Consider the following 24,844-nt stretch of genomic DNA (forward strand, 5'->3'; position numbering starts at 1 on the left):
GTACGCGCACAGATGTCGTGGCCTGGCGCCCTACCGACACCGGCAGCAGCACGCGGGCGCGATGGGCATGGAGGACATGGCGGACACGGTGCACATGACGGTCATAACCATCACGGGTCCTCCTCTGTTCCTCAAGGCGACTGACTGCGCCTGCCTGGGCATGACTGCTCATAGGGTCGTCCGGGGCTTGGTGCCCCGGCCGTTGGCGAGAACCCTACCCCGTGACCGACGGCGATCGCCACATCCGTCCGTCATCTGTTCGCATCGTGGTCGCGTACCCGTTGAGGACCACGCGTGCCGCGAGGGCGTCTCAGGGGGATCGGGGAGCCCGATCGTCGTCAGGTCGGGGACACAGGTACTTCGACCAGCCGGCTGCCGGCCGGTTCGGCCCTCCCCTCGCCGCGAGTCAGGGCCGCCAGCGGAGCCTGCAGGAGCGCAGGATCGGCGCAAGAGGTGGCCAGTACGAGGACCGCGTGGGTCGGTCCCCAGATCGTCTCCTCAACGCGAATGGTCGGGACCGGGATGGTGGCAGTGTCCTCCACCGTTGGCCCCGAAGTCGCGGTGCGATCGCGGGAGCGCAGCTCGGCCTCGATTCTGCCGGCCTGAGCCACTGGCACCCGCAGGTCCCATAGGTGAAGCCGGGTCAGGGTGACGCGTGCGGCCGCATGCAGTGCTTGAGCGGTTGCCTCGGAGTAGGCGCGTACCAGGCCGCCGGTTCCCAGGAGCGTTCCGCCGAAGTAGCGGGTGACGACGACGGTCGTGTTGGCCAGTCCCGTTCCCCGCAGCACGTCGAGCATGGGCTGGCCAGCCGTGCCGGAGGGCTCGCCGTCGTCGTTGGAGCGCTCGGTGGGCGGGGGAGGCGCGGCCAGGGAGTGTCCGTCCGAGAGGTCGGTGAGCGTCAGTGCCGAGCAGTGGTGGCGTGCGTCGGGGTAGGTGGAGCGCACGCTTGCGATGAAGTCGCGGGCCTCACTCATGGAGTCCGTGCGACAGGCGCGCGCCAGGAAGTGGGACTTCTTGATCTCCACGTCGATCTCGGGCTGCTCCCCGTGGGTCAGAGTGATGAGCCCGGGGGATCCCTGCTCCTGAGATGGCTGGTGCGATGGTGTGTGAGGGGCGTGCGGGGCCATGGCAGGATCCTCGCACGGAGCGGCTGCGGGACCGATGTCACACGTATTGAGGCGGTCCTGGACTGGAAGCGGTCCCGGCGATGTCGTTATGGTGTCCCTCGGTCCAGTTTCGAGGGGTCATCCGATCCCCAGGTTCATGAGAGAGGAGCGGGCCCATGGCAGTGCCGAAGCGGAAGATGTCCCGCAGCAACACCCGCAACCGCCGCTCACAGTGGAAGGCCAAGCTCACCGAGCTCAACACCATCCGCGTCCAGGGCCGCGAGATCTCCGTGCCTCGCCGTCTGGCGCGGGCCTACAAGGAGGGCCTCATCGAGCAGTGAGGCTGCCGGTGGAGGGGTGAAACCCTTCATCTATGCGGGTGTAGCTCAATGGTAGAGCCTCTGCCTTCCAAGCAGATTGCGCGGGTTCGATTCCCGTCACCCGCTCTGTGAGCCGAAAGGGGCCGCTCCTCGGCGGTCCCTTTCGTCACGTCACGGGCTGTGGCGCAGTTTGGTAGCGCACCTGCTTTGGGAGCAGGGGGCCGCGGGTTCAAATCCCGCCAGCCCGACCGGAGAACCCCGGCACGATCATCATCAGGAAGGAGGCGTGATGGCTGACAGCATCATCCCGGCTCTCGGGGCGTGGTGGCGCAGCAAGGGGCAGCGGCGTGACGCCGGCGCGTTCCTTCCCGCCGGGGCTTCGACCACTCCCTACGACGGCTCTGCCGTCTCGGTAGGCTCCCGCCGGTTCACCTTCGAGATCGCCTACTCGGCCGATGCGGGCTCCCAGCTGGACCTGCGCGTGAACTGGTTCAGTGAGGCGAAAAAGAAGGTCTCTGGCCCGTTCGACTTGAAGAGTGTGCCGCTGGCTGCGGGGCAGGGGGCGACGGTCGTCGCGGAGGTTGAACTGCCCGCTAACCCGAGTCCCCTGTGGCTTCCGTCCGTTAGCGTCCCTGCGGCCGCGAGCGACGTCCTGGTCTCATCGCTGAAGGTGTATGAGACTCCGGTCCCGCCGGCTCCGGCCGGCCCGTCCGTGACTGTGTGGGATGGGGGCCGTGAGGTCGCGGCGACTGTGACTGTGTGGGACGGGGCGAAGGAGATCCCCGTCAGTATCGAGATCCAGGCATAAGGGGAGTCATGGCAGACGAGAAGACCGAGTACTGCGGGCCGTCACAGGTGACCATCAACATCGGGGCATCGGGGGTGAAGATCAACGACGAGGGGAAGCCGCAGGCCCCGGCCGGAGACCTGTCAGCGTACGTCACCCGTGAGGCGGCGGACGCCGCCTACGCGACCAAGATTCAGGTCAACGGCATGGGGGACAGCATCCGTGCTACGCGGAACACCGCGGAGCAGACGAAGGCCGACGCGGCGAAGGCCGCCGAGGTGGCCGGGCAGGCTGAGGCGCTGACGCAGCAGCTTGCCCGGAACATGGTCCGGTTCGCGCCGGTGGTCCGCCTCGATGCGGGTCAGCCGGTCCCGGCCGGCACTCCGCTGGGGGCGGTCATCGTCCGCTCGGCGGATCCCGTGTCCGCGAGCCCGACCCTGTTCCCGCCGATCAGTGAGTGGCCGAAGGTGAGCGCAGCGGAGGCCGGCGACGGTGTGCGCCTGGACTCCCAGTACCCGGTGCTCGCTCCTGGCCTGGACCAGTTGAAGCCCTCGGAGGGGACGTGGCACCTGACTGTGCGCTACTCCTACCCGGGCGGGAACTTCGGTGAGGAGGAGGGGCAGGCGGCCCTGTACACGGCTCGCCGCTTCCAGGAGGCCGGGCACCCGGCGCAGGTTGACCAGGGCGCCAAGATCACAGACCTGACTGTCCGGAAGGGCGACCATCAGGTGCTCGAACTGGATATCCGGCCGCGTGAGGTTGACCCGAGCGTGGGTGACGTGTGGGGCGTCTGGTTGGAGGCTCCAATCCCGTCGCTGACGGTTCACGACGTCGTTCTGCGCCGTACTGTCTGACGGCTGAGATGGCTTCTTGAACAGCTAGGCGCCTCCGCTACCTACCCGGGTAGTGGAGGCGCTTTCGTCGTCTCTGAGGGTGCGTTTTTGGCTTGATTCCGGGGTCTGCATGGCGTCTCGGAAACATGGCGCGTTGATGGCTGGTTTTGGGATGGCTGGTCAGTGGTTCGGTGAGTGTTTTCAGGGGGTCACCCTTGGGATGTCACCTGCTTTGGGAGCGGGGGCCGCGGATTGAAATCCCGCCAGCCCGACTCCTCGTCCCGTGGGCGACAGCGTGATGTCCGGGTCGTCTCAGGGGTGCGTCGATGCCGGATGTGTGGCTCGTGAATATGTCGATGCGACCGACGGCCATGACGCACCGTGCCCGGCGTCTCCGCCTGTGTCCAGACTCATGCGCCAGGTGTGGGCGCAGCATCGATCCCACTGCCCGTTTGCCCTAAGATGGCACGGATTGACGCCACAGACGCGCGTCCGCCGAACACCTCCGAGCGTGTCGGTGTTACCGCAGAACTCAGACCTATGGGAGCAACCCCCGTGAAGACCAATGTCGAGAATCTTGACCCCAGCCGCATCAAGCTGACCGTCGAGGTCCCCTATGAGGAGCTCAAGCCCAGCCTGGATGCCGCCTACAAGGAGATCGGCTCCCAGATCCAGGTCCCCGGCTTCCGTCGCGGTCACGTCCCCAACCGGGTCATCGACCAGCGTGTCGGTCGCGGGGCCGTCATCCAGGAGGCCGTCAACAACAAGCTCTCCGACTTCTACCGGGACGCCATCACCGAGGCCGAGCGGGTCCCCATGCTCCAGCCCGAGGTCGACGTCGTCGAGCTGCCCAACGCCACCGGTGAGAACGGCGGCCAGCTCGCCTTCACCGCTGAGGTCACTGTTCGGCCCGTCATCGAGCTGCCGGACCTGAGCAAGACCAAGCTGACCGTGGACGCCGTCGAGGTCACTGACGAGGACGTCGACACCGAGCTGGACAACCTGCGTGCCCGATTCGGCTCGCTGAAGTCCGTGGGTCGCAAGGCCAAGACCGGTGACTTCGTCACCATCGACCTCAAGGCCGTCATCGACGGCGAGGAGGTCGACTCCATCTCCGGCGTCTCCTACGAGATCGGCAAGGGCAACATGCTCAAGGGCCTGGACACCGCTCTGCGCGGTCTGAAGACCGACGAGTCCGCCACCTTCACCACTGAGCTGGCCGGCGGCGAGCACGCTGGTGAGCAGGCCGAGGTCACGGTGACCGCCACCGCCGTCAAGCAGCGTGAGCTGCCCAAGGTCGACGACGAGTTCGCCCAGCTCGCCTCCGAGTTCGACACCGTCGAGGAGCTGCGCGAGGACCTCGTCAAGCAGGTCACCGAGCGCAAGACCGGCGAGCAGGCAGTCGCCGCCCGTGATGCTCTCCTGGAGCACCTGCGCAGCGAGGTCACCTTCGATGTGCCTGAGGCCGTCGTTGAGGCCGAGGTCGCCCAGCACCTTCGGGCCGAGGGCAAGGAGGGCGACGAGGAGCACGCCAAGGAGATCCGCGAGGACATCGTCACCGGTGTGCGCGACCAGATCATCCTTGATGTCCTGGCTGAGGATCTCAAGGTCGGGGTGGCTCAGGACGAGCTCCTGGAGTTCCTCTTCCAGACCGCTCAGCAGTACGGCATGGAGCCCGCCCAGTTCCTCCAGGGTGCTCAGCAGGCCGGTCAGATTCCCGCCTTCGTCTCCGAGGTCGCTCGCAACAAGTCGCTGGCCATGGCGCTGCGCCAGGCTGCAGTGGTTGATTCCAAGGGTGAGACCGTGGACCTGTCCGCCTTCATCGGTTCTGATGAGGATGACGCCGCCGCGGCAGCAGAGGCCGCTGCCGTTGCTGCGGCGCAGGACGCCGACTCCGCTGAGGACGACGACGCCGAGTGAGTCCACGGCGCTCGGACGCATGAGTTGACGTGCGTTCCCGCCGCTCACGCGGGACGCTCCGTGTCAAAAAGATGGGCCCACCTTCCGGAAGAAGGTGGGCCCATTGCCGTATGGAGAGGCGTTGTTGGGACGGGGCTGCCTGCGTCGGCTGGACGTGTCCCGGATGAGAATCAGCTCGCCGTGACAAGTTCCTTGCGCTTGGGACGGATGACTCCGAAGTTGCGCTCAGGAATCGCCATTTTGAAATAGTAGGCAACCCCGATGGGAACCACGATGAGACTGACGAAGAGACAGTAGAACGGCTGGAAGATCAGCCACTTGTTGCCGTGGTCCCAGTGAAGCCACACGATAGCGGCGTAGTAGATGAACAGTGCGAGCAGAAGCGTCCATCCGGGATTCACAACGGCTATCCACCTGAGGACGAACATGCTGATCACCACGATGCCGCTGTACAGCCACAGGAAGGGGTGCTGGAAGACGAATCTGAAATTGACGATGAATAGTCTGAAGGAACCACCGCTCCATGCGATCCGCTGGCGCCACCAGGCGTACAGCGTGTCGGGTGCATTGGTGTTGACGTGGGCAAGAATATGGACGGCCTTGTAACCCAGTGCGTCTCCGATGATTCCGGACTCGATGTCATTTCCCTGGAAGAACAGCGAGTGGCGGGCCATGATCTGACGCATGACGTCGGTCTTGCCAATATGAAGGGCGCCGCTGAGCAGCCATGGCATGATTCTGCGGGCGCGCATTGAGACGACGTATTCGTGGCGCTGCATCTGGACGATGAAGGGGCCCTTTTTCTGGGGCACGATGGTCACCGAGGCGAAGTCGGCCTTATTGGCCACCAGGGCGCCAATGATGTGGGTCAGTGGCTCCTGCGCCGTGGTGTCGGCATCAAGGCAGACAATGTAGGAGTTGAGAGGCGCGGCCAGCAGTGCGTCACGTACGACTGTGTCCCGGGTGATGCCCGAGGTGCTTCGCTTGCGGCCCACCTTGCGCGGGACGTAATCGCTGCGGAAGATCCTGAATCCATAGCGAATGGCGATGTCCTCAAGATCGCGGTAGAACTCCTCAGACTCACCGGAGGTGGTGCACAGGACTACTCGATTGCCGTAGGGGCGTAGGTAATCCGCGTTCTGCAGGTACTTGACATTGCCGTAGATCGGTACGAGGACGCTGAAGTCATCTGAGGTGATGTTCGAGTTCAGCTCCACAGCCTTGTACCACTTTGAGGTGATGCCGGCCCAGATATCAATTCCGATCCAGAAAAGAATTCCCACCAGCAGGGTAATGACGATCATGCGGTGGTCCTCTCTGGTGCATGGAGTTGTGCAAGCGTGCTGAACACGGGTAACCCCTTACTGGGTGGTGTGGCAGGCGGAAAAGACGTGCTGTTCGAGTAGGGACGGGGTTATTGAATGTTAAAAGAATGTGGTAGGCTGACGACGGCGAGAAGCGGAGCTTTGGTGGCCGTCAGGCAGGCGGATGCTCCAGCGTTCTCGGGTGGATAAAATCGATGGTGCCACGCCCGTCTCGCTGATGCCACGGTGTGGGAAGCGGGTCACGTTAAGATCTCGGGCGCCTACAATCTAACCTACGGACGGTTTAGTTTTCCTACAAGCGTACGTGAGTTGGCTTACCGCCGCTTCGCCTCCGGGTGCTCGAGTGAGGCGCAACACTGCGCGTCATGCTCCAGATGAAGTCCGGTTGCCCGGGTGCTGCGACGCGCCTGGACAGGGTGTTTGATTTAGTGGATCTCACAAGGATGTGGGGTGGGGGCGAACACCTCAGTGCTTCGCTCCCCACCCCATGCGGTGGCGGCCGTCGACCGGCCGGCTGCTGATTGGTGGCGGTTGCCCGCTCCTGGGCTACTTCTCGGTTGCCGCACCGACCTTGTCGACGTCGACCATCACCAGCTGCATGCGGCACGGCGTCACGGCCGTCAGGGCGTGACGGTCGCCGGGTGCCAGATAGATGACGTCCCCGGCTCCCATCCTCTCGGTGCGCTCGCCGATGGAGAAGTCCATCTCGCCCTCCAGGAGCGTGACGATCACTGCCCGGGGGGAGGAGTGTTCGGTGAGGACCTGACCGGCGTCGAAGGTGAAGACGACGGTGCGCAGGATGTCGTTGTTGACGACGACCCGCGAGGTGGTGGCCTCCTCGGAGATGGGGAGAGCGGCATTGAGACCGAGCCGGAACAGGGACTCGGTGGATGGGGTGCTGGATGAGGGGGGCATGTGTGCTCCTTCGGTGCTGGACGATGTGGGTGATGAGGGTTGTGAGGGGCGAGTCGACCACGCCATGAGGCTGTGGCATCCCGGGTGCCGGACGACGACCGTCAGGGCAGACAGTACCGGTGACGCGGCCGAGGGGTGCGCCGTCGGGGCTCCGACCACCTGAGGAGACGCCGTGATCGTAGAGGGATGCTCGATGTGGGTCCTCCCTCGGCCGGTGCACCTGCGCCGTTGGCGAAAAGGGTGCGATGGCGGGCATGGTGGCCGGGGCCGTCGCGTTAGCGTTGGCGACACCGACCATGAGAGGACTGACGTGAGCGAGCTCTACACACCCGCTGCGGTCGCCCCTCCCCAGGCAGCCGACGCCGCTGGCGCGGGTCTGGGGTTGACCGACTCCATCTATAACCGACTCCTCAAGGAGCGCATCATCTGGCTCGGATCCGAGGTGCGTGACGACAACGCCAACGCCATCTGCGCTCAGATGCTTCTGCTGGCCGCCGAGGATCCCGAGCGGGACATCTACCTCTACATCAACAGCCCCGGTGGTTCGGTGACTGCCGGTATGGCCATCTACGACACCATGCAGTACGTCCAGCCCGACGTCGCCACCGTGGCCACGGGCCTGGCCGCCTCCATGGGACAGCACCTGCTGTCGGCCGGTGCCAAGGGCAAGCGCTACCTCACCCCGCACGCCCGCGTGCTCATGCACCAGCCCTCCGGCGGTGCAGGGGGCTCCGCCACCGACATCCGCATCAACGCCGACCTCATCATCAAGATGAAGCAGGAGCTCGCAGAGATCACCGCGGCCAACACCGGGCACACGGTGGAGGAGATCATCGCCGATTCCGACCGCGACCACTGGTTCTCGGCCCAGGAGGCCCTGGAGTACGGCTTCGTCGACCACATCGTGCGCTCCAGCCGGGAGATCGGCAAGCAGAACGGAGACAACTGACATGTCCTCGACCCGTCCCTACTTCGAGGCCATCGCCCGCCAGGCCGGTGCCATGCCGCAGGCCCGCTACGTGCTGCCCCAGTTCGAGGAGCGCACCGCCTACGGCTTCAAGCGTCAGGACCCCTACGCCAAGCTCTTCGAGGACCGCATCGTCTTCATGGGCGTCCAGGTCGACGACGCCTCCGCCGATGACATCATGGCCCAGCTCCTGGTCCTGGAGTCCCAGGACCCCGACGGCCTCATCACCATGTACATCAACAGCCCCGGTGGATCCTTCACGGCACTGACAGCCATCTACGACACCATGCAGTACATCAAGCCGCAGGTGCAGACCGTCTGCCTGGGGCAGGCGGCCTCCGCCGCCGCCGTGCTCCTGGCCGCAGGCAGCGAGGGCAAGCGCCTGGCGCTGCCCAACGCGCGCGTCCTCATCCACCAGCCCGCCATGGAGGGGATGCAGGGGCAGGCCAGCGACATCGAGATCGTCGCGAACGAGATCGACCGCATGCGCTCCTGGCTGGAGGACACCCTGGCCGCGCACACCGGTCGGGACCGAGAGAAGATCCATGCCGATCTCGAGCGCGACAAGATTCTCACGGCCACAGCCGCCAAGGAGTACGGGATCGTGGACCAGGTGCTCACGTCTCGCAAGGCCCCGGCCTCCCCGCACTCCTCCTGAGGAGTTGTCGGGGTGCTGACCGGGCAATCGACGCTGTGCTGATACTGCGTGCGGTGCTCCCCTCCGCGATCGGCGGGAGCGCCGCACGCACAGTCGGTGGAAATAAAACTCGCAAACGCTGGCAGCGTGTTGCTCAACGTGGCATATTGCGGACTGGACACGCCGCCATGTCCTCGGCGCACCTGCCGACTCAGCCCGTAGGCTGACGCAGGGCCGCCCGGGCGCGGGGGGCCGATGACGAACCTGGAGGAAACTGTGGCACGTAACGCTGAGAGTGTGGATCTGCTCAAGTGCTCCTTCTGCGGCAAGAGCCAGAAGCAGGTCAAGAAGCTCATCGCCGGGCCCGGTGTCTACATCTGTGACGAGTGCATCGAGCTGTGTAACGAGATCGTCGATGAGGAGCTGAGCGACTCCGGCGCCGGTGTGCCTCTCGAGTTGCCCAAGCCCCAGGAGATCTTCGACTTCCTCAACCAGTACGTCATCGGTCAGGAGGCCGCCAAGCGCGCCATGAGCGTGGCGGTGTACAACCACTACAAGCGTGTCCAGGTCAAGGAGCGCTCCGTGGCTGAGGGCGACGGCCTGGAGCTGGGCAAGTCCAACATCCTCCTGCTGGGCCCCACCGGGACCGGTAAGACACATCTGGCCCGAACGCTGGCTCGCCTCCTCGACGTCCCCTTCGCCATCGTGGATGCCACGGCTCTGACCGAGGCGGGGTATGTCGGTGAGGACGTGGAGAACATCCTCCTCAAGCTCATTCAGGCCGCTGACGGCGACGTCAAGCGTGCTGAGAAGGGCATCATCTACATCGACGAGATCGACAAGATCGGTCGCAAGGCGGAGAACCCCTCGATCACCCGCGACGTCTCGGGTGAGGGCGTTCAGCAGGCACTGCTCAAGATCATCGAGGGGACAACGGCCTCCGTGCCGCCCGGCGGCGGGCGCAAGCACCCGCACCAGGAGTTCCTGGAGATCGACACCACCAATATTCTCTTCATCGCCGCCGGCGCCTTCGCCGGTATCGAGGAGATCGTGCGCCAGCGTCAGCGCAAGGAGTCCGGTGCTCAGATGGTGGGCTTCGGGGCGCAGTTGACCAGTAGCACCGGCTCGCAGGACGTCTTCACCTCGCCGGTGCGTCCCGAGGACCTTCACAAGTTCGGCCTGATTCCCGAGTTCATCGGCCGCCTGCCCGTCATCGCCACGGTCCAGGACCTGGGAGTGCGTGAGCTCGTACGCGTCATGACCGAGCCCAAGAACGCTCTGGTCTCGCAGTACCAGTACCTCTTCAGTCTCGACGGCGTCGAGCTGGAGCTGACCGATGCGGCCATTGAGGCGGTGGCCTCCCTCGCCCTGGAGCGCAAGACCGGTGCCCGTGGGCTGACCTCCATCGTCGAGGAGGTTCTGGGGCAGGCCATGTTCGAGGTCCCCTCTCTGCCTGAGGTCGGGCGCGTCGTCGTCGACGCCGATGCCGTCAGGGGTACCGGGAAGCCCAACTACCAGTCCGGATCGGGCACGTTGCGCTCGACGAACAAGGTGGGGGAGCGGAGTCGGACCGCATGAGCGAGGGGCAGGGCGGTGTTCCTCCGCAGCTGGCCGTCTACCGGGACACCATCGACAACCTCGACGCCGCCCTTGTCCATCTCCTGGCCGAACGCTTCCGCTGCACCCAGCAGGTCGGCCTGCTCAAAGCCCGGCTGGACCTGCCGCCGGCCGACCCTGGGCGCGAGAGGCAGCAGGTGGCGCGTCTGCGGGCCCTGGCCGAGGAGTCCGGTCTTGACCCGATCTTCGCCGAGAAGTTCTTCACCTTCATCGTCGCCGAGGTCATCCAGCACCACGAGGAGATCCGCGACGACCACGAGGCCGAGCGCACCAAGCCGACGGAGCCGTAGGAGTCAAGAGTTGATCCCGCGAGCAGCCGGGGGCGTCCGCCTCTGCCGTTGATCCTTCTCAGTTCTGCGACGGTGAGACAGTGGTGCTGGGGACGAGCGGCGTACGCGTGTAGAGAGCCTCGATCTCGGCCGAGAAGCGCTTCTCCGCCTCGGCGCGACGCACCTTGAGCGAGGGGGTCAGCAGGCCGTTGGCCACCGTGAAGTCCGTGGGCAGCACCTCGAAGGTGCGGATCGACTCCGCCCGTGAAACCGCCTCATTGGTCCGGGCCACCGCCCTCTCCAGGGCGGCGCGTACCCGCGGGTCCCGGGCGGCGTCGACGACGGTCATCTCCTCCAGCCCGTGGGAGGACAGCCACAGCGGCAGCATCTCCGCATCCAGGGTGACGAGTGCCCCGACACATGGCCGGTTCTCGCCCACGACGAGCACCTGACTGACCAGCGGGTGACCCCGCAGACGGTCCTCCAGCGGGGCCGGAGCGACGTTCTTCCCCCCGGCGGTGACAATGAGCTCCTTCTTACGCCCGGTGATCCTCAGGAAGCCCTCGGCGCCTTCGAAGGAGCCGATGTCCCCGGTGCGCAGCCAGCCATCGGAGGTGAAGGCCTCGGCCGTGGCCTCGGGGTTGTCGTGGTAACCCGCGAAGGTGCCGATGCCTCGAACCAGGATCTCTCCGTCGTCGTCCAGGCGGATCGCGCAGCCGGGAAGCGGGGTGCCGACCGTCCCGATCCGGGTGGCGTCTGGCAGGTTGACGCTGCACGGTCCCATGGTCTCGGTCAGGCCGTAGCCCTCCAGGACGGTGACCCCGGCGCCGCGGTAGAAGTGCCCCAGGCGCTCGCCCAGAGGCCCGCCCCCGGAGACCACGTGCGTGACCTGCCCTCCCAGTACGGAGCGCAGGGTGGAGAAGACGAGCCTGTCGAAGGCGGCGCGCTGAGCCTTGAGCCGGCGAGATGGTCCCTCGGGCGTGTCCAGGGCCCGCGAATAGGCGATCGCGGTCTTGGCCGCCAGGCGGAAGACCTTCTGCTTGGCGCCGGTCGCCTTGGCGTCCGCAGCGTTGTAGATCTTCTCGAAGACCCGCGGCACGGCCAGGACCGCCGTGGGGCGGAAGGAGCCCAGGTCGTTGACGAGATTACGCACGTCGGGCACGTGCCCCAGCACACCCGAGCGCGAGCAGACGATCGCGATCTCCACGAACCGGCCGAGCACATGGGCCAAGGGCAGGAACAGCAGGAAACGGACCTCGGCCCCGCCCAGGACCTCGGGTACGTGCGGGCAGACGTTGACGCATAGGTGCACGAGGTTGCCGTGGCTGAGCTCGACGCCCTTAGGGCGGCCGGTCGTGCCGGAGGTGTAGACGATCGTGGCCAAGGACTGTGAGGTCAGGGTCGCGGTGCGCCGGTCGAGCTCGCCGGCGTCCACGCCTCGACCGGACTTGATGAGTCCCAGGACGTCCTCGCGCTCGACGCACAGCACCTGCAGACTCTCCAGCTCGGGCACGGTGGAGGCCAGTGCGCCGACCATGGAGGCCATGGCCTCGTTCTCCACGATGATGAGCTTCACGCCGGCGTCGGTGAGGATCCACTGGGCCTGCTCGGCCGAGGAGGTCTCGTAGACGGGGACCACGACCAGGCCCGCCTCCCAGGCGGCGAAGTCCAGCAACGTCCACTCATACGACGTGTGCGACATGATGCCGACGGCGTCTCCGGGCTGAAGACCTCGGGCCACCAGTCCCGCGGCCACTTCACGCACCTGGGTGCGGAAGGCGCTGGCGCTCATCTCCCGCCAGCGCCGTCCCAAGGGGGACTTACGGGCGATGAGCCCGCCGTCGGGACTGCGGCGCACGCGCTCGGCCAGCGCCCAGGGTGTTGTCATGCCGTCATGAACCGGGACCAGGAGCTCGGTGGTGTGCTCTCCGGACGAGGCGGAGGGGTTGGAGTCGGCTGGTCGGGCGGAGGCGTCGGTCATGGTCGTAAGTATGCCCGCCTGAGGCGAGTGGTGACGTTTGCTCCCGTTTACTCCTGCGGTCCTTTGCGTGTGGAGCTGTAGATGTCCGCGATGACGTCGGCGTGGGCCTCCATGACCGGGCCGCGCTTGACCTTCAGCGACGGGGTGAGCAGGCCGTTGGTCTCAGTGAAGTCGGTGGCCAGCACCCGGAAGGCGCGGATCGACTCGGCGCGGGAGACCGCGCGGTTCGTGCGCGCCACGGCCCGGTCCAGGGCGGCGAGCACCTGCGGGTGGGAGGATGCCTCGACCACGTCCATGGCCGCCAGCCCGTGGTTGCGCAGCCACTGGGGGAGCATCTCCTTGTCCAGTGTGATGAGTGCGGAGATGAAGGGCTCCCCGTCCCCGATCACGAGCACCTGGCTGATGAGCGGGTGACCGCGCAGGCGGTCCTCGAGCTGGGCGGGGGCGACGTTCTTGCCGCCGGCGGTGACGATGAGCTCCTTCTTGCGTCCGGTGATGCGCAGGTAGCCGTCATCATCGAGGGCGCCGATGTCGCCGGTGCGGAACCAACCGTCGGCGGTGAAGGCCTCGGCCGTGGCCTCGGAGTTGTTGTGGTAGGTGGAGAAGACGCCCATGCCGCGGACCTGGATCTCGTCATCCTCACCGATGCGGATCTCGTTGCCGCAGACGGGCGGACCGACGGTGCCGATCTTGTTGAGCCAGTCGGTGTTGACGCTGACCGGGCCGATGGTCTCGGTCAGGCCGTAGCCCTCCAGGATGACCAGGCCCAGTCCGCGGTAGAAGTGCCCCAGACGCTGTCCCAGCGGCCCTCCGCCGGAGATGATGAAGCGGGCGTTGGGGCCCATGAGTCCCCGGATCTTGCGGAAGACGAGACGATCGGCCACGGCGTGCGCCCGACGGAGACCGCGGGAGGGGCCCTCCGGGGTGTCCAGGGCGCGGGAGTAGGCGATGGCGACCTTGGCGGCCCAACGGAACAGCTTGAGCTTGGCGCCGCTGCCGGCCTTGGCGTCGGCGGCGTTGTAGATCTTTTCCAGGACGCGCGGGACGGCCAGGATGTAGGAGGGGGCGAAGGACTGCAGGTCGGGCAGGAGGGTCTTGGCGTCTGGGGTGTGGCCCAGCACGCCCTCGCCGGCCAGGGACAGCAGCTGGAGGCAGCGGGCGTAGACGTGGGCCAGCGGCAGGAACAGCAGCAGGCGTACATCGCCGCCCCACAGGACGCCGGGCAGGTAGCGCACCCCGTGATAGGGGATGCCGACGGCGTTGCGGTGGGTGAGCTCGACGCCCTTGGGGCGGCCCGTGGTGCCGGAGGTGTAGATGATGGAGTAGACGTCGTCGACCTTGAGGGCGTTGGTGCGCTGGTCGACCTGGGAGGGGCTGACGCCCGAGCCCGCCTGGACGATCGTGGTGATCGCGTCGGAGTCCAGTGCCAGGACCCTCACCGGCTGCTCGATACCGGCGACGGCGCCGCGTACGAGTTCGGCCAGCGTGCCGCTCTCGGTGATGACCAGACGCACGTCGGAGTCGGTGACGATCCACTCGACCTGCTCGGCTGAGCTCGTCTCGTAGATGGGCACCGAGACGAGGCCCGCGCGGGCGATGGCCATGTCCAGGAGGAACCAGTCGTAGGACGTGTGCGCCATGATGCCGACGGCGGTGCCCGGCTCGAGCCCCATGCCGATGAGACCCGCGGCCACGTGGGCCACCTCCTCGCCGAAGGCCCGGGCCGAGACCTCCTGCCAGTCCCCGGACAGGGGTGACTTGCGGGCCACGAGCGGGTGGTCACCGCTGCGGGCGATGCGATCGGCGAGCAGCCACGGAACCGACCAGTGCGCCTCGGGCTGGAAGGGGATCTCAGTGCTGGAGACCCCGTCGGCCATGTGGCCGGGATAGCGCGGCGGCCTGGTACTGGTGGCCTGGGGCGAGGAGTGGTGAGAGCTCACGGCCTCATTGTGTCAGGCGGCGGAAAGGGCGGCGCACCGTTGAGGTGAGAGAAGGAGAGGGTGGCTGTGGAGGTTTTCACAGGAGGTGTGCAGCGGTCTCGTGGAGATCGTGGGGTGTGGGGGATGGCAGGGGAGTCTGTGGTTCGGAGGTTCCTCTCAAGGCATCCGAGATGGCGAGTGAAAAATGGCTTGACCGGGAGATTGCAGATGTGTAACGTGCCTCTCATGCCCAAGTCGACGCGCGTCGACGATGTGGGTCCTTCCGGAACGGAGCCGGTGGGCTCCGCAGCAGTTTCAAGGAGGAAACACACATGACACCCCTACCCCGTCGTCAGTTCATCCAGGGCTCAGCCCTGGCTGCGGCGCTGGCCTCAGTCGGGGCCTGCTCCACCTCACGCGGAGACGACGACGGCCCCGTCACCTTTGAAGGCACCGGACCGATCACCTGGGTCCAGGGCAAGGACAACTCGGCCGGCAAGGTGCAGGCCAGGATCGATGAGTGGAACAAGGCCAACCCCGGTGAGGAGGTCAAGCTCATCGAGCTCTCCGCCGAGGCCGACCAGCAGCGCACTGCCCTCGTCAACGCCGCCAGGATCAACTCCAACGCCTACGACGTCGTCTCCCTGGACAATGTCTGGGTCTCGGAGTTCGCCGCCAACCGGTGGGTGGTCGAGCTGCCCCAGGACGAGCTCAAGAATGACGACATCCTCGACCCCGTCTGGAAGACGGGCGTCTACAAGGACAAGCTCTTCGCGGTCCCCTTCGTCACAGACGCTCCGATGATGTACTACCGCAAGGACTTCCTGGCGAAGGCCGGTGTGGCGGTCCCCAAGACCTGGGATGAGGTCAAGGCCGCCATCGATAAGGTCCGGGCGCTGCCCGACCACAAGGACATCGGGGGGTTCGGCGGTCAGTTCGCCAAGTATGAGGGCCTGACCTGCTGCGCCTCGGAGTTCATCCACACCGCCGGCGGTGGCTTCTACAACGACGATGCCCAGGTCATCCTCGACTCCACCGAGTCAGCCACCGGTCTGCAGTGGCTCATCGATGGCTTCGCCAAGGGATACATCCCCAAGGAGTCCCTGGAGTGGAAGGAGGAGGACGGACGTAACGCCTTCGAGTCGGGCGACCTCCTCTTCTACCGGCAGTGGCCCTACCAGTACGCCAACAACAAGGAGTCCCTGGGAACGGACAAGTTCGACGTCGCACCGCTACCGAGCATCGAGGGCAAGCCCTTCGTCTCCACGCTGGGTGGGCACAACTGCGCCATCACCAAGGGGTCCAAGAACAAGGCGACCGCCTTGAAGTTCGTCAAGTGGTGGATCAGCGAGGAGTCCCAGCGTTACCAGCTCAAGACCCAGACGCTCGCCCCGATCCTCGGATCCCTCTACGACGACCCCGAGCTTCTCAAGGAGTTCCCCTACCTGCCGATCCTCAAGAAGAGCCTCGAGAACGCCAAGAGCCGCCCTCAGGCCGTCTACTACGGCGACGTCACCGCGAAGATCCAGGACAGCATCTATCCCGCGATCCAGCAGCCGGGGAGCCGGTCCTCCAAGGATGTCATCGCCGGCCTGAGCGGCAGCCTGAAGAAGCTGGAGGGGTAAGGCCACAGCAACGGCCGCCGCCGCGGGCGGTGCCCCCTGAGACAAACCGGTCATGTCAACAAGGACGGTCAAAGGACAGTCATGAGTACCACGACGCACTCCGAGCAAGTCGTCAATCACCAGTCCAAGAGCTCTAAGGCGCAGGCCCGTCTGGCCTGGATGCTCATCTCGCCCACGGTGCTGGTGCTGACGATCGTCATCCTCATCCCCATCGCTCAGTCCCTCTACCAGTCGCTCTTCGGGCGTCCCCGGCTGAAGGACGACGGCTTCTTCTCCACCACTGAGCCCTTCGTTGGGCTGAAGAACTACACCGACATCTTCTCCAGCGCCGGTGAGAGGTTCTGGGTGGCCTTCTACAACACGACCCTCTTCGGCGTGGTCACCGTGGTCCTGGAGACCGTTCTGGGCGTGGCCATGGCGCTGATCATGCACAAGGCGATGAAGGGACGCGGCATCGTGCGTGCCTCCATCCTCGTGCCCTGGGCGATCCCCACCGCCGTCTCCGCCATCCTGTGGGGCTGGATCTTCAACCAGAACGGCGTCGCCAACGCCATCCTGGGCCAGCACGTCATGTGGGCCTCAGGGGATCTGAGCGCCAAGATGGCCATCATCATCGCCGACGTGTGGAAGACGGCGCCCTACATCGGGCTGCTCACCCTGGCGGGGCTCCAGCTCATTCCCGACGAGGTCTATGAGGCCGCCAAGATCGACGGCGCGAGCGCCTGGAAACGCTTCACCTCCATCACCCTGCCGCTGGTCAAGCCCGCGCTCGTCGTGGCCGTGGTCTTCCGTGCCCTGGACGCCCTGCGCATGTTCGACCTGCCCTACATCCTTATCGGCCCCAGAAAGGGCAGCGTGGAGACCCTCTCCATGCTGGTCCAGGACGAGAGCTCCAACTCGCGCTACGGCAGTGCCGCGGCCTACGCCCTCATCCTGTTCCTCTACGTCTTCGTCTTCGCCGTCGCGTTCTTGAAGATCACCAACACCGACATCAGTGGTAACGACGAGGCCCGACGCAAGCGCAATGAGCGCAAGCTGCCGGTCAGTGCCTTCTTCAAGCGCTCCGGCTCCTCCACCCCGGCCTCCCAGACGGCTACTGAAAGGAGCCAGCAGGCATGAGCACCTCCACCGCTGCACCGGTCCGCAAGACCAAGAGGGACTGGGGAAGCCTCTTCTCTACCGTCGGAATCGTCCTCATCGTCATCTACTGCCTGGCGCCCTTCTACTGGATGCTGGTCTCCTCCCTGCGCCCCGACAGTGAGATCTTCGAGAACAGCTGGTGGCCCCGCCACCCCTCCTTCGAGAACTACAAGGCGGTCTTCTCCGAGAAGAACGACTTCGCCAACGGCCTCATCAACTCCCTGGTCGTCTCGATCATCGTGACGATCGTGGCGCTGGCGGTGGCGACCTTCACCGCCTACGCCCTGGCGCGCCTCGACTTCCGGGGCAAGGGTGTGCTGATGCTCCTCATCATCGCCACCTCGATGTTCCCGCTCGTGGCCATCATTGTGCCCCTGCTGAAGAACTTCGCCGCCTGGGGCTGGACGGACACCTATCAGGCGATGATCGTCCCGGATCTGTCCTTCTCCCTACCACTGGCGGTGTGGAACCTGACGAGCTTCTTCCGGCAGATGCCCCAGGAGCTCGAGCAGTCCGCCATGGTTGACGGATGCACCCCCGGCCAGGCCTTCCGCAAGGTCATCCTCCCGCTGGCCGCGCCGGGAATCTTCACCACCGCCATCATCATCTTCATCGGCGCCTGGAACGAGTTCCTCGTGGCCGTCACGATGATTATCAACCCCTCCATGCAGCCGGCCACGGTGCTGCTGTCGAAGTTCACCGGGGACTCCCAGTTCAACACGCCCTTCGGCTCACAGATGGCGGCCGGAGTCATCATGACGCTGCCGCTGGTGCTCATGGTGCTCTTCTTCCAGCGCCGCATCGTGGCGGGTCTGGCCGCAGGAGGTCTCAAGCAGTAGGGGCGGCTGCAAGCCTGGGCTCGGCTCACCGGAGAGCCCGCCCATCACCCGTTCGTCTCTGTGGGGCGGCACTACCGCACTGCCGCCCCACAGAGATCGTTCGGGACGACGCTGGTCGTCTCCCGACCTCCCACTCCCTCATCCCTCGTCTTCTCTTTCACCTGGCCGCAGTGCCGCGGCCCGACATAGGACCTGTTCATGACCTCGACCAGTGCCCGTCAGCAGGGACTTGTATCGCGCACCGACACCGACGCCTGGTGGCGCGATGCCGTCATCTACCAGATCTACCCGCGCTCCTTCGCCGACGCCAACGGCGACGGTATCGGCGATGTCCAGGGGATCCGGGAGCACGTCGACCACCTGGTGGCACTCGGCGTGGACGCCGTGTGGCTCTCGCCCTTCTACCCCTCACCCCAGGTCGACGCCGGCTACGACGTCTCGGACTACTTCGACCTGGCCCCCGAGTACGGCTCCCTGCAGGACCTCGACGCCCTCATCGCCGACCTCCACGAGGCCGGCATCCGCGTCATCGTGGACCTGGTCCCCAACCACTCCTCCGACCAGCATCCTTGGTTCCGTGCCGCCCTGGAGGCGGGGCCGGGGTCCCCCGAGCGCGACCGCTACATCTTCCGCTACAGCGACGACGGCGCCCCGAACAACTGGGGATCGCTCTTCGGCGGGCCGGCCTGGCAGCCGGTGGAGCCGCTCACCGGCGGCAGCGAGGACCGGGGCTGGTACTACCTCCACCTGTTCGCAGCCGAGCAACCCGACTTCAACTGGTCCAACGAGGACGTCCACGAGCACTTCCGCACCTTCCTGCGCTTCTGGGTGGAGCGCGGCGTCGAGGGCTTCCGCGTGGACGTCGCCCACGGTCTGGTCAAGGCCGAGGGTCTGCCCGACGACGACCTCGGCCCCGACCGGTGGAACGTCGCCGGCTCCCCGGATGAAGACACGGCCCACGAGAAGCTGCCCGATGTTGGACCCGCCTTCAACCAGCCCGGGGTTCACGACATCTACCGCGAGTGGCGCCGTGTCCTGGACGAGGTCGGCACGGACATCCTCCTGGTCGCCGAGGCCTGGGTGCCCACGGAGGCTGATGCCGCCCAGTACGTGCGCGCCGACGAGATGAGCCAGGCCTTCAACTTCCCCTTCCTGGGCGCCGGATGGGACGCCGACGAGCTGCGCCGCGTCATCGATGTCTCCCTGAGCGAGTACGGTGCCGTGGGGGCGCCCGCCACCTGGGTGCTGTCCAACCACGACGTCGTGCGCCACGCCTCCCGCCTGGCCTACCCCGCCGACATGGACACCGACCCCGGGATCGGCCCCAAGGACCCCCAGCCCGACGCCGAGCTCGGCCTGGCCCGAGCGCGTGCCGCCACCCTGTTCATGCTGGGACTGCCCGGCAGCGCCTACCTCTACCAGGGCGAGGAGCTCGGACTGCCCGAGCACACCACCATGGAGGACGAGGCTCGTCAGGACCCCCTGTGGGAGCGCACCAACCACCTCATACCGGGGCGCGACGGATGCCGGGTCCCTCTGCCCTGGACGCGGGACGGGGCCTCCTACGGCTACAACGCCACCGGCCGCACCTGGTTGCCCCAACCCGAGGGCTGGGGCGAGTACTCGCCCCAGGCCCAGGAGGGACGCGAGGACTCCACCCTCACCATGTACCGGCGGGCCATCGCCCTGCGCCGCGAGCTCCGACTCGGGCGCGGGACAGTGGAGTGGCTGGACAGCGAGCCCGGGGTCCTGCACCTGCGCAACGGCACCACTGGGATCGTCCTCAACACCACCGAGCAGCCGGTGGCGATCGAGGGGGCCGGCAGGCCCCTCATCACCTCCTGGCGCCGGAGCGAGGTTGAGGGAACGGAATCAGTGGATGCGACGGGCGCCGTGGACGCCGTCGTCGTGCCGCCCAACGGCGCCTGCTGGCTGGGGCCCTCTGCTGGAGGAACCGATGGCGGCGACCCGCGCTGACGTGGCCCGGGCGGCGGGCGTGTCGCCCTCGACCGTCACCTACGTCCTGAGCGGTCAGCGCTCGACGAGCTCGAGCACCCGGGAACGAGTCATGCGGGCCGTGCGCGAGCTCGACTACCACCCCAACACCGCCGCCCGCTCACTGGCCTCGCCGGTGCTGCGCACCGTAGGAGTCCTCTTCCGACGCCAACGCTCCACCATCGACGCCAATGACCTCGACTATGTCGACGGAGTGCGCCGGGCCCTGGAACCCAGCGGGATCCAGGTCGTCATCCCGGTCATGACCTCCTCGGCACCGCTGATCGAGCTGCGCTCGCTCGTGCGCTCGGGCTCCCTGGGCGGTGTTGTCCTCATGGACGTGGCTCAGGGTGATGAGCGGGAGGCGATGCTCCTGGATGAGGAGATCCCCACCGTCCTCATCGGATCCTCTGGTCGTGCCGTCGGGGCGCCGGGTGTTGATACCGACTTCGTCCAGATGGCGCACGCGTCCGTGGAGCACCTGGCCGGGCTCGGGCACCGGCGCATCGTCGCGCTCATGCGGGAGACCGCCTACGACGACGCCCACGCGCGTCAGGACCAGGCCCATGAGCTTCTGCTCGCCGCGGGTGATCTGGGGGTGGATGTCCTGGTGCGCCAGGTGCCGGAGCTGGCGCTGGCCGGCGGTGACATCGTGGGAGCCGATGGACTGGTGGAGGGGTGTAGCGCCGTCATCTCCAACAACCCCGCCGCCGTGGTGGGACTGGCCTGTGCGGCGCAGGCCCACGGGCTGTCCGTTCCCGCGGACCTGTCCGTGCTCACCCTCGGGGTCACGCAGGACAGCGGCCGCCATGGGGAGGCCTTCAGCGAGCTCAGTGTGGACCGTGAGGCCATGGGGACTGAGGCGGGCTCACTTCTCCTGAGCCGCCTCAGGGGGGAACCGGATCCGCCCCAGCGCCGCAGGCTCATACCCGCGGTCCTCACAGACCGCGGCTCCACGGCACGCCATCAGGAATAGTCGGAGCCGCTACGGATTGCGTCCACCCCCTACTCCGGGAGCCCCACATACTTGACGAAGCGGAAGGAGAGGTCCTTGTCCATGCCCGGGGCAGAGGGGGGTGGTGCTCGTTGAAGAACTCCACGATGTGGAAACCGCACTTGTTGACGTAGAAGTGGATGTTGCGCACCTCGAAGTAAGGGGTCACCAGCTCCCACACCCGCACATCGGGGTACGCCTCCTCGATGGCGGTCCATGCGCGTGCGCCGATGCCGCGTCCGTGCGCGCTTGCATTGATCGCGAGAATCTCGATCTCTCCGCGATTTCCCTTCACTGTGAGGATGACGCCGCCGACCGCAGTACCGTCCTCAATGATGCGCAGAGCCTGGGCCTCGGACCTGTTGAGTGACTCCTCAATGTCCTCTCGCGGAAGGATCGGAGGGGCGGCGGGGTTGACGGTTCCGTCCTCGAGCAGGGACGTGTCGATGAATGAGGCTCGTGCGTCGCCTACGAAGTGCTCGAAGGCCTCCTGCAGGTCGGCGATGAAGGACTCGCGGCCGGCGGGTTCCAGGGGTTCGAGGTTGATCGTCATCGGGACCAGTGTATGAGATCGCAGGCAGGCAGCGATGAACATACCTGCGACGACGGTGGCGCCGCCCCGAAGAGGGGGCGGCGCCACTGTTCAACAGAGGACCGGGGCCTTGCGGCTTACTTCTTCTTGGCCGGTGCCTCGCCGAGCTCGGCGGCGGTCACGGTCACCGGGGAGGCGCCTTCAGCCGAGTCGGCTGCCGGGGCGGCCTGCTCCACGGTGAAGGGACCGGTGACCTTGGCGGCCTCGGTCAGATCCGCACGCACCGCCTCGATGGCCTCGGCGTACTCGGGCCGGTCGTCAGCAACGGCCAACGTCACCGAGAGGATCGGCGTCTTCTGACTCGTCTTGGCCTCCGACTTCACCTTGCGCAGCGCCGCCAGGGCGACTCCCGCGCGAGCTACCAGCTCGGCGTCGGCCCCGGAGGAGGCCTCCCGCAGACCATCGGACTGCGGCCAGGCGGCCCGGTGCACCGAGCCGGTGCGGTACCAGCTCCACACCTCCTCGGTGGCAAAGGGCAGGAAGGGGGCCAGCAGGCGCACGAAGGTGTCCACGGCGATCGCCAGCGTCGCCCGCGCCGAGCGGACGGCAGCGGGCTCGTGAGAACCGTCGAAGTCATTGGCCCGGTCCTTGACCAGCTCGATGTAGTCATCGCAGAAGGTCCAGAAGAAGGACTCGGTGACCTCCAGGGCCCGGGCGTGGCCGAACTCCTCGAAGGCCGCCGTGGCGGTGTCGACGACGTCGGCCAGAGCCGCCAGGACCGCGCGGTCGATCGGCTCGCTGACCACCGAGGCATCCAGGCAGGGGGCGGGAGCCGCGGCCACGGTGGCCTCATCGGCATCCCAGGGGATCCCCATGGACAGGGCGAACTTGGAGGCGTTGAGGACCTTGATGGCCAGGCGCCGGCCGATCTTGATCTGGGTCTCCTCGAAGGCCGCGTCCAGGCCCAGGCGGGCCGAGCTGGCCCAGTAGCGAACGGCGTCGGAGCCGTACTGCTCCAGCAGACCCATGGGGGTGACGACATTGCCCTTCGACTTGGACATCTTCTTGTGATCGGAGTCCAGGATCCAGCCCGACAGGCCGGCGTTCCGCCACGGCAGGGCCGCGAACTCCAGGTCCGCGCGCACCACCGAGGTGAACAGCCAGGTGCGGATGATGTCCTGCCCCTGCGGGCGCAGGTCCATCGGGTAGACCCGGCCGAAGAGGTCCTCATCGCTCAACCAGCCCGAGGCCAACTGGGGCGACAAGGACGAGGTGGCCCAGGTGTCCATGATGTCGAGCTCGCCGACGAAGCCGCCGGGCTCGCCGCGCTGGTCCTCGGTGTAGCCGGCCGGGACGTCGGAGGAAGGGTCCACAGGAAGCTCGGACTCGGCCGGCGTCAGGATCGCGTCGTAGTCGACCTCGCCGTCGGCGTCGACCTTGTACCACAGCGGGAAGGGGACACCGAAGAAGCGCTGACGCGAGATCAGCCAGTCGTTGTTGAGGCCCCGCACCCAGTTCTCGTAGCGCACGCGCATGAAGTCGGGGTGGAACTCCAGCTGGCGGCCGCGCTCGAGCAGCTCCTCGCGCAGGTCGGTGCCGGAGGCCGGGTTCGTCCACTCCTTACCGCCGTTGCGGATGTACCACTGGCGGGAGGTGACGATCTCCAGGGGCTTGTCGCCCTTCTCGAAGAAGTTCGTCTGACGGACCGTCTTGACGGGCTCGCCGCGCATCTCACCGGTCTGCGCCAGGCGGGCCACGAGGGCCTCACGGGCGGAGAAGGCGGTCTTACCGGCCATGGCCTCGTACATCTCGCGGCCGGCCTCGGAGGTGATCCACTCGGGAGTCTCCGTCTCGATGCGCCCATCCTTGCGCAGGATCGCGCGCAGCGGCAGCTGAAGGTCGCGCCACCAGTCGATGTCCGTGGTGTCACCGAAGGTGCAGCACATGGCAATGCCGGCGCCCTTGTCCTTCTCCGCGGCCGGGTGCGGCAGGACCGGCACCTCGACGCCGAAGACGGGGGAGGCCACCGTGGTGCCGAACAGGGGCTGGTAGCGCTCGTCATCGGGGTGGGCCACCAGGGCCACGCAGGCGGGCAGCAGCTCGGGGCGGGTGGTCTCGATGCACACGTCGACGCCGTTCTCCACCGGGGCGCCGGCGGCCTCGGCCTTGGCGGCGGCCTCCTCATCGACGATGTGGAAGGCCAGACGGTGGTAGAAGCCGGGGTACTCGCGAGACTCCAGCTCTGCCTGGGCCACCGCCGTCTGGAAGGTGACGTCCCACAGTCCGGGCGCCGCCGCCTGGTAGGCCTCACCGCGCTCGAGATTGTGCAGGAAAGCGGTCTGGGCGACCTTGCGGGCTCGCTCGCCGATGGTCTGGTAGGTGTGCGACCAGTCCACGCTCAGGCCGAGCCTGCGCCACAGGGCCTCGAACTGCTTCTCGTCCTCCACTGTCAGGTGCTCGCACAGCTCGACGAAGTTGCGACGCGAGACCGGCACCTGGTCGCGGGCCTTGATCGACTTGCCCTCACCGCCGGTGTGCGGGGGAGTGAAGTGAGGGTCGTAGGGCAGGGAGGGGTCGCAGCGCACCCCGAAGTAGTTCTGGACGCGGCGTTCGGTGGGCAGGCCGTTGTCGTCCCAGCCCATGGGGTAGAACACCGCCTTGCCGCGCATGCGCTGGAAGCGGGCCACGGTGTCGGTGTGGGTGTAGGAGAAGACGTGCCCCACGTGCAGGGAGCCGGAGACCGTCGGCGGCGGGGTGTCGATCGAGAAGACCTCGGCGCGCTCGGCGCTGCGGTCGAAGGCGTAGGTCCCCTCGGACTCCCAGCGCTCGCCCCAGGTGGTCTCCAGGCCGTCGGTCGACACCTTGGCCGGCACTCGCGGGCTGTGGGGCTCGGAGGGCAGCAGGCGGCTGGACGATGACGAGGGAGCGGCGTGGCTCGTGGGGGTCTCAGACATGAGGTCGATTCTGTCACGATGCGGCCCGGGCACTCGACACGGTCCGGTGTGAGGTCGGTGGGCGTCGGTGCTGCTCCACCTGCCTTATGGATGAGGAAACGGGTTACGAAACGGGTGCTGATTGGTACGCTTGTACCAACACGGATCGAGGGGGACCCGAAGCGGTCCC

Annotated in this window: 20 protein-coding genes and 2 tRNA genes; 15 read left to right on the forward strand and 7 right to left on the reverse strand. The window is 66.6% G+C overall.

Translation table 11 applies throughout. The features are described from left to right. Positions 1-338 precede the first annotated feature (338 nt). Positions 339-1,127 carry an IMPACT family protein gene (locus RIV12_RS04225; RefSeq protein ID WP_309322360.1) on the reverse strand — a complete coding sequence of 263 codons (789 nt, stop codon included), beginning with the start codon at positions 1,125-1,127 and terminating at the stop codon, positions 339-341. Positions 1,128-1,282: 155 nt separating this feature from the next. Between RIV12_RS04225 and rpmF the strand changes: the two genes are divergently transcribed. The 6 genes from rpmF to tig all read left to right on the forward strand — a co-directional run bounded on the left by rpmF (position 1,283) and on the right by tig (position 4,966). Further along, the gene (rpmF, locus tag RIV12_RS04230; RefSeq protein ID WP_003784449.1) at positions 1,283-1,447 is read left to right on the forward strand and encodes a 50S ribosomal protein L32; all 165 of its coding nucleotides are present in this window, start codon (positions 1,283-1,285) and stop codon (positions 1,445-1,447) included. A 34-nt stretch (positions 1,448-1,481) separates the two neighbouring features. Continuing rightward, positions 1,482-1,552, forward strand: a tRNA-Gly gene (locus tag RIV12_RS04235). A gap of 48 nt (positions 1,553-1,600) precedes the next feature. Continuing rightward, positions 1,601-1,674: transfer RNA gene (locus RIV12_RS04240), tRNA-Pro, on the forward strand. A gap of 41 nt (positions 1,675-1,715) precedes the next feature. Then, positions 1,716-2,234, forward strand: a complete 519-nt coding sequence (locus RIV12_RS04245) for a hypothetical protein (protein WP_309322362.1) — start codon at positions 1,716-1,718, stop codon at positions 2,232-2,234. Positions 2,235-2,242: 8 nt separating this feature from the next. Next, positions 2,243-3,067, forward strand: coding sequence for a hypothetical protein (locus RIV12_RS04250; protein ID WP_309322364.1), 825 nt, complete (start codon positions 2,243-2,245; stop codon positions 3,065-3,067). Between the two features lie 534 nt (positions 3,068-3,601). Then, positions 3,602-4,966: a trigger factor gene (gene tig / locus RIV12_RS04255; RefSeq protein WP_309322366.1), complete on the forward strand. Its 1,365-nt coding sequence runs from the start codon at positions 3,602-3,604 to the stop codon at positions 4,964-4,966. 170 nt (positions 4,967-5,136) lie between these two features. Here tig and RIV12_RS04260 read toward each other — a convergent pair whose 3' ends face one another. Further along, positions 5,137-6,270, reverse strand: a complete 1,134-nt coding sequence (locus tag RIV12_RS04260) for a glycosyltransferase family 2 protein (protein WP_075418673.1) — start codon at positions 6,268-6,270, stop codon at positions 5,137-5,139. Positions 6,271-6,837: 567 nt separating this feature from the next. Then, positions 6,838-7,206 carry a cupin domain-containing protein gene (locus RIV12_RS04265; RefSeq protein WP_309322368.1) on the reverse strand — a complete coding sequence of 123 codons (369 nt, stop codon included), beginning with the start codon at positions 7,204-7,206 and terminating at the stop codon, positions 6,838-6,840. 310 nt (positions 7,207-7,516) lie between these two features. On the opposite strand from RIV12_RS04265, the gene RIV12_RS04270 reads away from it, so the two are divergent. The 4 genes from RIV12_RS04270 to RIV12_RS04285 all read left to right on the forward strand — a co-directional run bounded on the left by RIV12_RS04270 (position 7,517) and on the right by RIV12_RS04285 (position 10,717). Next, the gene (locus RIV12_RS04270; protein WP_003786603.1) at positions 7,517-8,155 is read left to right on the forward strand and encodes an ATP-dependent Clp protease proteolytic subunit; all 639 of its coding nucleotides are present in this window, start codon (positions 7,517-7,519) and stop codon (positions 8,153-8,155) included. A 1-nt stretch (position 8,156) separates the two neighbouring features. Beyond that, positions 8,157-8,831 (forward strand): ATP-dependent Clp protease proteolytic subunit, encoded by a 675-nt coding sequence (locus RIV12_RS04275; protein ID WP_075418671.1) that lies wholly within the window; start codon positions 8,157-8,159, stop codon positions 8,829-8,831. Between the two features lie 255 nt (positions 8,832-9,086). Then, positions 9,087-10,388 (forward strand): ATP-dependent Clp protease ATP-binding subunit ClpX, encoded by a 1,302-nt coding sequence (clpX, locus tag RIV12_RS04280; RefSeq protein WP_075418670.1) that lies wholly within the window; start codon positions 9,087-9,089, stop codon positions 10,386-10,388. Then, a complete protein-coding gene (locus RIV12_RS04285; protein ID WP_075418669.1) occupies positions 10,385-10,717 on the forward strand; it encodes a chorismate mutase in 333 nt (110 codons plus the stop codon). Before clpX ends, RIV12_RS04285 begins: the two co-directional genes overlap by 4 nt. Positions 10,718-10,775: 58 nt before the next feature. On the opposite strand, the gene RIV12_RS04290 is transcribed toward RIV12_RS04285, so the two are convergent. Next, a complete protein-coding gene (locus RIV12_RS04290) occupies positions 10,776-12,677 on the reverse strand; it encodes an AMP-dependent synthetase/ligase (RefSeq protein WP_309322370.1) in 1,902 nt (633 codons plus the stop codon). 47 nt (positions 12,678-12,724) lie between these two features. Continuing rightward, on the reverse strand, positions 12,725-14,554 hold the full coding sequence (locus RIV12_RS04295) for an AMP-dependent synthetase/ligase (protein ID WP_309322473.1): 1,830 nt from the start codon (positions 14,552-14,554) through the stop codon (positions 12,725-12,727). Positions 14,555-14,928: 374 nt separating this feature from the next. Here RIV12_RS04295 and RIV12_RS04300 point away from each other — a divergent pair, with 374 nt between their 5' ends. The 5 genes from RIV12_RS04300 to RIV12_RS04320 all read left to right on the forward strand — a co-directional run bounded on the left by RIV12_RS04300 (position 14,929) and on the right by RIV12_RS04320 (position 21,171). Continuing rightward, on the forward strand, positions 14,929-16,221 hold the full coding sequence (locus RIV12_RS04300; RefSeq protein ID WP_309322372.1) for an ABC transporter substrate-binding protein: 1,293 nt from the start codon (positions 14,929-14,931) through the stop codon (positions 16,219-16,221). Positions 16,222-16,302: 81 nt separating this feature from the next. Further along, entirely contained in the window at positions 16,303-17,340 is a 1,038-nt protein-coding gene (locus RIV12_RS04305) for a carbohydrate ABC transporter permease (protein ID WP_075418665.1), read from the forward strand. Next, positions 17,337-18,200, forward strand: a complete 864-nt coding sequence (locus tag RIV12_RS04310; protein WP_309322375.1) for a carbohydrate ABC transporter permease — start codon at positions 17,337-17,339, stop codon at positions 18,198-18,200. Before RIV12_RS04305 ends, RIV12_RS04310 begins: the two co-directional genes overlap by 4 nt. Positions 18,201-18,398: 198 nt before the next feature. Continuing rightward, positions 18,399-20,177, forward strand: a complete 1,779-nt coding sequence (locus tag RIV12_RS04315) for a glycoside hydrolase family 13 protein (protein ID WP_309322377.1) — start codon at positions 18,399-18,401, stop codon at positions 20,175-20,177. After that, a complete protein-coding gene (locus RIV12_RS04320) occupies positions 20,158-21,171 on the forward strand; it encodes a LacI family DNA-binding transcriptional regulator (RefSeq protein WP_309322379.1) in 1,014 nt (337 codons plus the stop codon). Before RIV12_RS04315 ends, RIV12_RS04320 begins: the two co-directional genes overlap by 20 nt. On the opposite strand, the gene RIV12_RS04325 is transcribed toward RIV12_RS04320, so the two are convergent. Further along, a complete protein-coding gene (locus tag RIV12_RS04325; protein ID WP_309322381.1) occupies positions 21,134-21,742 on the reverse strand; it encodes a GNAT family N-acetyltransferase in 609 nt (202 codons plus the stop codon). The genes RIV12_RS04320 and RIV12_RS04325 overlap by 38 nt on opposite strands. A gap of 116 nt (positions 21,743-21,858) precedes the next feature. Then, positions 21,859-24,675 carry a valine--tRNA ligase gene (gene valS, locus RIV12_RS04330; RefSeq protein WP_309322383.1) on the reverse strand — a complete coding sequence of 939 codons (2,817 nt, stop codon included), beginning with the start codon at positions 24,673-24,675 and terminating at the stop codon, positions 21,859-21,861. Between the last annotated feature and the right edge of the window lie 169 nt (positions 24,676-24,844).

Origin of the sequence: Actinomyces stomatis, from assembly GCF_031292835.1 — a bacterium.
Lineage (GTDB): Bacteria > Actinomycetota > Actinomycetes > Actinomycetales > Actinomycetaceae > Actinomyces > Actinomyces stomatis.

Bases quoted from the DNA above. Each gene is read 5' to 3' on its own strand.
- RIV12_RS04225 (WP_309322360.1), bottom strand. From the start codon at position 1,127: ATGGCCCCGCACGCCCCTCACACACCATCGCACCAGCCATCTCAGGAG.
- rpmF (WP_003784449.1), top strand. From the start codon at position 1,283: ATGGCAGTGCCGAAGCGGAAGATGTCCCGCAGCAACACCCGCAACCGC.
- RIV12_RS04245 (WP_309322362.1), top strand. From the start codon at position 1,716: ATGGCTGACAGCATCATCCCGGCTCTCGGGGCGTGGTGGCGCAGCAAG.
- RIV12_RS04250 (WP_309322364.1), top strand. From the start codon at position 2,243: ATGGCAGACGAGAAGACCGAGTACTGCGGGCCGTCACAGGTGACCATC.
- RIV12_RS04260 (WP_075418673.1), bottom strand. From the start codon at position 6,270: ATGATCGTCATTACCCTGCTGGTGGGAATTCTTTTCTGGATCGGAATT.
- RIV12_RS04265 (WP_309322368.1), bottom strand. From the start codon at position 7,206: ATGCCCCCCTCATCCAGCACCCCATCCACCGAGTCCCTGTTCCGGCTC.
- RIV12_RS04275 (WP_075418671.1), top strand. From the start codon at position 8,157: ATGTCCTCGACCCGTCCCTACTTCGAGGCCATCGCCCGCCAGGCCGGT.
- RIV12_RS04285 (WP_075418669.1), top strand. From the start codon at position 10,385: ATGAGCGAGGGGCAGGGCGGTGTTCCTCCGCAGCTGGCCGTCTACCGG.
- RIV12_RS04290 (WP_309322370.1), bottom strand. From the start codon at position 12,677: ATGACCGACGCCTCCGCCCGACCAGCCGACTCCAACCCCTCCGCCTCG.
- RIV12_RS04295 (WP_309322473.1), bottom strand. From the start codon at position 14,554: ATGGCCGACGGGGTCTCCAGCACTGAGATCCCCTTCCAGCCCGAGGCG.
- RIV12_RS04300 (WP_309322372.1), top strand. From the start codon at position 14,929: ATGACACCCCTACCCCGTCGTCAGTTCATCCAGGGCTCAGCCCTGGCT.
- RIV12_RS04305 (WP_075418665.1), top strand. From the start codon at position 16,303: ATGAGTACCACGACGCACTCCGAGCAAGTCGTCAATCACCAGTCCAAG.
- RIV12_RS04310 (WP_309322375.1), top strand. From the start codon at position 17,337: ATGAGCACCTCCACCGCTGCACCGGTCCGCAAGACCAAGAGGGACTGG.
- RIV12_RS04315 (WP_309322377.1), top strand. From the start codon at position 18,399: ATGACCTCGACCAGTGCCCGTCAGCAGGGACTTGTATCGCGCACCGAC.
- RIV12_RS04320 (WP_309322379.1), top strand. From the start codon at position 20,158: ATGGCGGCGACCCGCGCTGACGTGGCCCGGGCGGCGGGCGTGTCGCCC.
- RIV12_RS04325 (WP_309322381.1), bottom strand. From the start codon at position 21,742: ATGACGATCAACCTCGAACCCCTGGAACCCGCCGGCCGCGAGTCCTTC.
- valS (WP_309322383.1), bottom strand. From the start codon at position 24,675: ATGTCTGAGACCCCCACGAGCCACGCCGCTCCCTCGTCATCGTCCAGC.